This window comes from Pseudomonas sp. G5001, assembly GCF_013385475.1.
Taxonomy (GTDB): domain Bacteria; phylum Pseudomonadota; class Gammaproteobacteria; order Pseudomonadales; family Pseudomonadaceae; genus Aquipseudomonas.
This window is the reverse complement of record NZ_JACAPZ010000040.1, coordinates 1-7,601: the sequence shown is the minus strand read 5'-3', so window position 1 is coordinate 7,601 and position 7,601 is coordinate 1. Positions and strand designations below refer to the sequence as shown.

Below are 7,601 nucleotides of genomic sequence, written 5' to 3'. Positions count from 1 at the left end.
GCAAGAGCGTTTTGCTTACTTTTGACTGGGTCGGCATTCCGGCTTTTCGAAAGTGAGCGGAACCCATATCAGCCATAACAAAAATAACGGATATGTACACCACCCCAAAAAGCCCTACCGCAAGGGCCCCAAAACCTGCCGATACCGCTCCACCCCCTGGCCCGTCTCCCGCACCAGAACCACCTCGATCCCCAGCGGTTCCTCCTGCCGATTCCCACTCAACTGCCGCCACCCCTTGTCCCAAACCCGCACCTGCAAATCCCTGACCTGCCCCAGCACCGCCACCGCATCCCGGGGCGCCGGCAGCGGATATCGATCCCGCGCCGGTGCCGCCGCCCGATACAGCGTGTCCCCTTTGAGCCACCACCGCACCCGCTGCAACCCATCCCCAGGAACCGGCGCACTCCGGATCACCTCCAGCCGAAACCCCTTGCTGTCCGAACTCCTCACCGACACCGCCGCCAACCCGCCAGGCTTCGGCGCGTCTTCGCCAATCGGCGGCCCCAACTCAACCCCCGCGCGCAAGCTCACATCCAGCTGCATCTGGTTCAGCGCCCGCAACAACACCTCCGTCTGCTCACTGCTGGCCTGCAAATGCTGATCAGCCCGGGTCACACTGTCCAACCCGCGCCAGGCAATCACACTGACCACCGCCATCAACATGATCGCCACCATCACCTCGATCAACGTAAAACCCTTCTGGTCACTCATGACTCACCACCCGCAACAACCCCGCCGCATCCCGTTGCAGGCTCAGGCTGTATTGCCCATCCGACAGCACCACCCGCATGGGCGGGTTCACCCATTCAGCATCCAGCACCAATGTTTTCCCAGGCTCGATGCGCACCTGCATCGGCGCACTGTCCCAGGCCCGCGGACGCAGTTGCTGATCGCCGCTGAAGTTCTCCACTCCCAGCCCATCATCCGTCACGCGGCTGAAGCGAAATCCCTTGGCATCGGCTTTCCAGGTAATCGCCCGGCCATCGGCACGCGCCTCGGCCTGGGCCACCTGCAGCAATTGGCTCAAGCGTTCCGCGTCCTTGCGCAGCAGGTGCAGCGGATCAGGCTTGATGCTCAGGCTGATGGCCGCACTGGCGATGCCGATAATCACCAGCACCACCATCAACTCGATCAACGTGAAGCCCTGCTGTTTCATTTTTTGCTCCCTGATCAACCGCTGAAATAAAAAGGTGTGAATTGCCCTGTAGCCTGAGGCGACGGACAAACAGGAGGTCCCGCCCATGGCATTCATCCATCGTTTTTCACCCGCCCATGGCGTCCAGGCCGTGGCGTTGCTGGCGGCGCTGGCAGGGGGGGCGACCTGGACGCCGCTGTTGCTCACGTCGGCCGAGTCCCACACCCCGCAGGCCGCGCCCCAGGCGTTGGCGGCCCGCAGCGACAACCCCGCCGTGCAATGGTTTTCCAATACCCCGGCGGTGATGCAGATCAGGGTCTCCGGGGTGCTTGCCGGGGCGCGTGGGGCGGTGGCGATCCTCAGTCTCAACGACGGCCCGCCCCGCAGCTTTTTGTTGGGTGAACGCCTGAGCCCCGGCGTGCGGCTGACGGCCATTGAAGGCGATAGCGTGGAGATCGAGCGCGGCGCGGAAAAAATCCGCGTGCCCCTCGACAAGTTGCCCGACGGGCCGGCGTTGCCAAGCCTCATTCGGCAGTAACCGGGCGCTTCACCGGCGGGCGCCCCAGCAGTGTCTCCAGGCGTGCCAGGGGTGGCGCTTCCCGGGTGGCGTCCAGCACCTGCACGCTGACCTGGAACAGGCGCCCACCCGGCCCGTTGCTGATGGTCTGTTCGCAACGCAGTTTCAGCCGGCCCTGGTCGCAGTCGAACGTCTTGCGCCCGGTGCTCACCCGACCTTCCAGGCGCAGTTCCGCCATCCGGCCCTGGGCTGCCAGCAGCGCCATCGACTTGTCCCGCAGCAGGCCGTTGCTGGTGGTCATCAGCCCGGCCACGCGTACCGCCGCCGCCATGGCCACGGCGATGATCGCCAGTGCCACCAACACTTCAATCAGGGTGAAACCTTGCTCGTTGCGGGGCCCGCCCATGGCGTACTCAAAACCGGGAAACAGGCCCGCAGACTAGCCCCGGGAGTTGACCGATTGGCGACCAAAGCTCCCGAGGATTTTCAACATGACTGACATGTGTTCTTGCAACACTGCGCCACGAAATGCACTCAAGCCAAGGAATGTCGACATGGATATCGCACACTTCACGTCAGCGCGCAGGCAGCGCGGTTTCACCCTGATCGAGATCATGGTGGTCGTGGTGATCCTGGGGATTCTGGCGGCGCTGGTGGTGCCCAAGGTGCTCGACCGCCCCGACCAGGCGCGGGCCACAGCGGCCCGGCAGGACATTGGCGGGCTGATGCAGGCCCTGAAACTCTACCGCCTCGACCACGGCTCGTACCCGAGCATGAACCAGGGCTTGAAGGTGCTGGTGGAACGCCCGGCCGATGCGAAAAACAGCAACTGGCGCGCCTACCTCGAACGCTTGCCCAACGACCCGTGGGGCAACCCGTATCACTACCTCAACCCAGGGGCCAACGGCGAAGTGGATGTGTTCTCCCTCGGCGCCGACGGGAAACCTGATGGTGACGGCGTGAACGCCGATATCGGCTCCTGGCAGTTGTAAGGCCGGCGATGAACAGCCATTCGCCCCCAGCGGCGAAGCAGCGCGGCATGGCGATTATCAGCGCTTTGCTGATCGCGGCCGTGGTCGCGGTGCTTGCCGGCGCCATGCTCACCCGGCAAACCGTCTTCACCCGCAGCCTGGAAGCTGAACAACTGCGTATCCAGGGCCAATGGTTGTTGAATGGCGGCCTGGAAACCAGTCGCCAACTCCTGTGGGATGCGCGCCGTCAGGATGTATTGACCCGGCTCGATCAACCGTGGGCACGGCCCCTCGGCGGTGCTTTCGAGGGGCGGATTGAGGATGAGCAGGGCAAGTTCAACCTGCGCAATCTGGTGACCCAACAACACCCGGACGCCGGGCAATTGCAGAGCTTCGAACGCCTGTGCCAGTTGATCGGCATCGAGCCGGCCGTGAGTCGCCGCATCAGCCGGCGAGTGATCGACTCATACGACCAGCGCGAGCTCGGCGCCTCGCTTACCGGCGGTTTCAACAGCAGCCGGGATACCTCGCCCGGTGCCGCCGCGCCATTGATCCCGGCCAAGTACCCGATGTTGCGCAGCCTCACCGACCTCAGCGGTATCGAAGGCCTCGACCCGCGCCAACTGCGGCGCATGGCGAGCTATGTCAGCGTGCTGCCCGGCATTACCTGGGTCAACGGCAATACCGCCAGCGCCGAGGTGCTTAGCAGCGTGGTACCGGGGCTCAGCCTGTCCCAGGCCCAGGCACTGGTGGCCGAGCGCGACGGCGGGCGCTGGTTTGTCAATCGCGGGGATTTCGTCAACCGGTTGCGCATGCCACAAGTCGCGGTGGACACGGTGCAGGTGGGGATCACCAGCGAGTGGTTTCGCGTGCACGGCCAGGCGCGCCGCGAGCAGCGTCGGGTCACGCTGGAGGCGTTGCTGTATCGCCCCGAAGACCGTCAGCCCCAGGTGATCTGGTCGCGGGTGGGCGTATGAAGCGTTTGCGCATCGGCTTGCCGCCGCTGGATGAACTCACCACCGAGAGCCAGGTGCAGTTCGCCTGGCTGGACCGCGCCGGGCAGGTCAGCCAGCAGGGCGAGGGCCGCCTGGCGCAATGGGCGAATACCCAGGCGGAGTGTTTTCTGCATCCACGGGACAGCTTGCTGACCAGCCTGGAGCTGCCGCAATTGCCCTCCGCCAAGGTCGACGATGCAGTGACCTGTGCGGCCCAGGCACTGATCCTCGGCCCGCTGGAATTGATGCATGTGGCCCACGGCCCACGGGACAGCAGCGGCCTGGTGCAGGTCGGCTGGTTGCCCAAAAGCAGCCTTGAGCACCTGGGCCGGATAACGACCCAGCTGAAAATCAAAGTGCGTGGCCTGTACTCGGCGCCCTACGCGTTGCCGGTCAGCGGGCCAGCGAGCGCGGCCTTCTGCGACGGGCATTTGCTGCTGCGCCTCAGTGTCCAGCAGGGTGCGGTGCATCCGTTGGGACAGCCCGCGCTGGATGATCTGCTCGCCACCGGTGTCGATGTGCTCCATGTGGCCGACGATGCCCGTTGGAGCGGTACCGCGCCGGGCTGGGGTTTGCACGGTCGGCTCCAGCAGGCGGCAACCGGTGGCTGGGGCAGGGCGGCGGCCTGCACGGCGCTGGCGGTCGCCATCTGGGCCCTGGGCCTGAACCTCTACGCCGCCCGCCAGGTCGACGAAGGCCAACGCCTCAAGGCGCAGATGAGCCAGCAAGTACGCCAGGCCTTCCCCGAACTGCCGGTGATTCTCAACCCGCTGCAACAAGCCCGTCAGCAACTGGCCGCACGCCAGAGCGGCGCGGCGGCCGAACCTGGGCAGCGCTTTACCGGCTTGCTGGCGCTGGCGGGCAGCAGCCTGCCGTCCATGGCGGGCAGCGTCGAGAGCTTGAGCTACGAGCAAGGCCGCCTGCAGCTGAGCCTGCTGCCGGAGGCCCGGACCCCGGCGCTGGCCGCTGACGCGCAGGCGCTGCTGGCCCAGGCCGGGTTCAGCGCCCGTCGCGACGACCAGGGCTGGACAGTCGGCCCGCTCACCGAGCGCGTTGAAGCCGATGCAGACGATGAGGCCGAAGATGAATAAGCGTTGGCAGCTTCTGCGCAGCCAGGCCCAGGTGTTCTGGAACGGCCTGGCCATGCGTGAAAAACGTCTGTTGGTGGGTGCCGGCCTGGTGCTGGCGGGCCTGCTGACCTGGTTGCTGTTGATCCAGCCACCGCTGAAGAAAATCGACTACTGGCAAGCCGAAACTCCGAAACTGCGCAGCCAGGCCGAGGCCTTGCAGGTGCTGCTGCAAGGCGTCGCCCCAGCCCCGCGCAGCAGTGACCTGGAAACCGCCTTGCACCAGTCCCTCGACAACGCCGGGCTGCAGGGCCGCTATCAATTGCAGCCGCAGGACACCGGCAGCTGGCGCCTGACCTTCGACGATGCCCCGGCGGACGCGGTGATCGACTGGCTGCTGGCCAACCCCCGGCCGTTCTCCCTGGAAGTCTCTGCGGCCCGCCTGCAACGCGCAGGCGAGGCCACCCCTTCAAACTCGGCCGGCACCTTGTCCGGGACCGTTCGCATGGATCAGGCGCCTGGCGCTAAGGAAGCTTCATGAAGTGGTCATTGCCCAACGCTGCGCCTTATCGCAAGGTCGCCCCTTTGCTCTTGTTGGCGCTTGGAGCGTGCAGCAACCCCCAATCCTCCGCGCCGTTGCTGGTGGACAGCGAGCTCGGCCAACCCCTGGCCGACACCCGGCGCAGCGGCGACACGCCACTGGACCGCCAGCGCGAAACCGTGCCGCCACCCCGGGTGCAACACCCGGTGACCAACAGCGCCCGCAGCCATGGCACCGCACCGGCCAGGGCGCGCAACCCGCTGGGTGATCAACCGGTACAACTGAACTTTGTCGACGCCGATATCCAGGCGGTGGTGCGCGCCTTGTCCCGCGCCACCGGCCAGCAATTCCTGGTGGACCCGCGTGTCAAAGGCAACCTCACGTTGGTCAGCGAAGGCCAGGTACCGGCGCACCAGGCCTACGACATGCTGCTGGCGGCGCTGCGTATGCAGGGCTTCAGCGTGGTCGACGTAGGCGGCGTGGCCCAGGTGGTGCCTGAGGCGGACGCCAAGCTGCTGGGCGGGCCGATCTACAGCGGCGCCAACCCGGGCGGGCAGGGCATGCAGACCCGCACCTTCCGCCTGCAATACGAAAACGCGGTGAACCTGATCCCGGTGCTGCGCCCGATCGTGTCGCCGAACAACCCGATCAACGCCTACCCCGGCAACAACAGCATCGTGATCACCGACTACGCGGAAAACCTGGCGCGGGTGGCACAGATCATCGACGGCATCGACACCCCGAGCGCCATCGACACCGACGTGGTGAAGGTGCAGAACGGCATCGCCGTGGACATCGCCGCCATGGTCTCGGAACTCCTCGAAACCCAGGGCGCCGACCAGACCCAGAAGATCAACGTGATCGGCGACCCGCGCTCCAACTCCATCATCATCCGCGCCGGCAGCCCGGAGCGCACGGAACTAGCGCGCAACCTGATCTACAAGCTCGACAACGCCCAGAGCAACCCGAGCAATATGCACGTGGTGTACCTGCGCAACGCCCAGGCCGGCAAGTTGGCGCAATCGCTGCGGGGCTTGCTGACCGGCGAGAGCGACACCGGTTCCAGTGACAATGCCCGCGGCAAGTTGAGCAGCATGGGCGGCAACACCCAGGGTGGCCAGGGCAGTACCCAGAACAGCAGCGGCACTCCCACCGGCAGCGGCACTGTCCAGCCCAGTGGTTACGGGCAGGACACCAGCAGCACCGGAGCCTCTTCCCCTACCGACCAGAACACCGCGTTCAGCGCCGGTGGCGTGACGATCCAGGCGGACGCCACCACCAACACCTTGCTGATCTCGGCGCCGGACCCGCTGTATCGCAACCTGCGGGAGGTGATCGACATGCTTGACCAGCGTCGCGCCCAGGTGGTGATCGAGAGTTTGATCGTCGAAGTGGGCGAGGACGATGCCAGCGAGTTCGGGGTGCAGTGGCAGGCGGGCAACCTGGGCGGGAAGGGTGGCTTTGGTGGGGTGAACCTGGGGGGCAGCGGCTTGAATGGAACCCCCACCAGCAAGACCAGCATTGATGTGTTGCCCAAGGGTTTGAACATCGGGCTGGTGAATGGCTCGGTGGACATTCCGGGGATTGGCAAGGTGCTGGACCTCAAGGTGTTGGCCCGGGCGTTGAAGAGCAAGGGCGGGACTAATGTGTTGTCGACGCCGAACCTGCTGACCCTGGATAACGAGGCGGCGAGTATTTTTGTGGGGCAGACGATTCCGTTTGTCACCGGTAGTTATGTGACGGGCGGCGGCGGCACGAGCAATAACCCGTTCCAGACGGTGCAGCGCGAGGAAGTGGGGCTGAAGCTGAACGTGCGGCCGCAGATTTCCGAGGGGGGGACGGTGAAGCTGGATATTTACCAGGAGGTCAGCAGCGTCGACACGCGGGCTTCGGTGGATGCCGGGACGGTGACGAACAAGCGGGCGATTGATACGAGTATTTTGCTGGATGACGGGCAGATCATGGTACTTGGCGGGCTGTTGCAGGATGGGTATAGCCAGAGCAATGACGCGGTGCCTTGGTTGTCGGATATTCCGGGGTTGGGGGCGCTGTTCAGGAATGAAAAGCGCAGTGTGACGAAGACTAATTTGATGGTGTTTTTGCGGCCCTACATTATTCGTGACGGTGGGGCGGGGCGCAGTATTACGCTGAATCGCTATGAGTTTATGCGCAGGGCCCAGGGTGGGTTGCAGCCGGAGCATAGTTGGGCGATGCCGGATGTGCAGGCGCCGCAGTTGCCTTCGGTGGATAAGGCGATTCCCGGGGGGCAGGGGGTTAGGGCGGTGATTCGGGCGGTGCCGCGGTGATTTGGGGTTTGGATGGGGGGCATATCCGTTGCTGCGGTAACGGCCACCTATGGTTCCGCTCTTACAGCG

The 7,601-nt window shown here is 65.1% G+C and carries 9 protein-coding genes; 6 read left to right on the top strand and 3 right to left on the bottom strand.

Annotated elements, in window-relative coordinates:
* Positions 1 to 114: 114 nt before the first annotated feature.
* The gene (locus HX805_RS27450; RefSeq protein ID WP_087695372.1) at positions 115 to 711 is read right to left on the bottom strand and encodes a type II secretion system protein GspJ; all 597 of its coding nucleotides are present in this window, start codon (positions 709 to 711) and stop codon (positions 115 to 117) included.
* Positions 704 to 1,156, bottom strand: a complete 453-nt coding sequence (gene gspH / locus HX805_RS27445; RefSeq protein ID WP_177117480.1) for a type II secretion system minor pseudopilin GspH — start codon at positions 1,154 to 1,156, stop codon at positions 704 to 706. Before gspH ends, HX805_RS27450 begins: the two co-directional genes overlap by 8 nt.
* Positions 1,157 to 1,241: 85 nt before the next feature.
* Between gspH and HX805_RS27440 the strand changes: the two genes are divergently transcribed.
* Positions 1,242 to 1,673, top strand: a complete 432-nt coding sequence (locus tag HX805_RS27440) for a type II secretion system protein N (protein WP_177117479.1) — start codon at positions 1,242 to 1,244, stop codon at positions 1,671 to 1,673.
* On the opposite strand, the gene gspI is transcribed toward HX805_RS27440, so the two are convergent.
* Positions 1,660 to 2,058 (bottom strand): type II secretion system minor pseudopilin GspI, encoded by a 399-nt coding sequence (gspI, locus tag HX805_RS27435; protein ID WP_177117478.1) that lies wholly within the window; start codon positions 2,056 to 2,058, stop codon positions 1,660 to 1,662. The genes HX805_RS27440 and gspI overlap by 14 nt on opposite strands.
* Positions 2,059 to 2,206: 148 nt before the next feature.
* Here gspI and gspG point away from each other — a divergent pair, with 148 nt between their 5' ends.
* The 5 genes from gspG to gspD are packed head-to-tail and all read left to right on the top strand — an operon-like array spanning position 2,207 to position 7,532.
* The gene (gspG, locus tag HX805_RS27430) at positions 2,207 to 2,644 is read left to right on the top strand and encodes a type II secretion system major pseudopilin GspG (RefSeq protein ID WP_003218660.1); all 438 of its coding nucleotides are present in this window, start codon (positions 2,207 to 2,209) and stop codon (positions 2,642 to 2,644) included.
* Positions 2,645 to 2,652: 8 nt separating this feature from the next.
* Positions 2,653 to 3,600, top strand: coding sequence for a type II secretion system minor pseudopilin GspK (gene gspK / locus HX805_RS27425; protein ID WP_177117477.1), 948 nt, complete (start codon positions 2,653 to 2,655; stop codon positions 3,598 to 3,600).
* Positions 3,597 to 4,709, top strand: coding sequence for a type II secretion system protein GspL (gene gspL, locus HX805_RS27420; RefSeq protein WP_177117476.1), 1,113 nt, complete (start codon positions 3,597 to 3,599; stop codon positions 4,707 to 4,709). The genes gspK and gspL overlap by 4 nt, the downstream gene beginning before the upstream one ends.
* Complete coding sequence (gene gspM, locus HX805_RS27415) at positions 4,702 to 5,226, top strand: type II secretion system protein GspM (protein ID WP_003218654.1); 525 nt, start codon at positions 4,702 to 4,704, stop codon at positions 5,224 to 5,226. The genes gspL and gspM overlap by 8 nt, the downstream gene beginning before the upstream one ends.
* Positions 5,223 to 7,532 carry a type II secretion system secretin GspD gene (gspD, locus tag HX805_RS27410; protein WP_177117475.1) on the top strand — a complete coding sequence of 770 codons (2,310 nt, stop codon included), beginning with the start codon at positions 5,223 to 5,225 and terminating at the stop codon, positions 7,530 to 7,532. The genes gspM and gspD overlap by 4 nt, the downstream gene beginning before the upstream one ends.
* The last annotated feature ends 69 nt before the right edge of the window (positions 7,533 to 7,601 follow it).

What these genes read in the sequence shown, in the direction of transcription:
- HX805_RS27450 (WP_087695372.1), bottom strand. Translation starts at nt 711, where the DNA reads ATGAGTGACCAGAAGGGTTTTACGTTGATCGAGGTGATGGTGGCGATC.
- gspH (WP_177117480.1), bottom strand. Translation starts at nt 1,156, where the DNA reads ATGAAACAGCAGGGCTTCACGTTGATCGAGTTGATGGTGGTGCTGGTG.
- HX805_RS27440 (WP_177117479.1), top strand. Translation starts at nt 1,242, where the DNA reads ATGGCATTCATCCATCGTTTTTCACCCGCCCATGGCGTCCAGGCCGTG.
- gspI (WP_177117478.1), bottom strand. Translation starts at nt 2,058, where the DNA reads ATGGGCGGGCCCCGCAACGAGCAAGGTTTCACCCTGATTGAAGTGTTG.
- gspG (WP_003218660.1), top strand. Translation starts at nt 2,207, where the DNA reads ATGGATATCGCACACTTCACGTCAGCGCGCAGGCAGCGCGGTTTCACC.
- gspK (WP_177117477.1), top strand. Translation starts at nt 2,653, where the DNA reads ATGAACAGCCATTCGCCCCCAGCGGCGAAGCAGCGCGGCATGGCGATT.
- gspL (WP_177117476.1), top strand. Translation starts at nt 3,597, where the DNA reads ATGAAGCGTTTGCGCATCGGCTTGCCGCCGCTGGATGAACTCACCACC.
- gspM (WP_003218654.1), top strand. Translation starts at nt 4,702, where the DNA reads ATGAATAAGCGTTGGCAGCTTCTGCGCAGCCAGGCCCAGGTGTTCTGG.
- gspD (WP_177117475.1), top strand. Translation starts at nt 5,223, where the DNA reads ATGAAGTGGTCATTGCCCAACGCTGCGCCTTATCGCAAGGTCGCCCCT.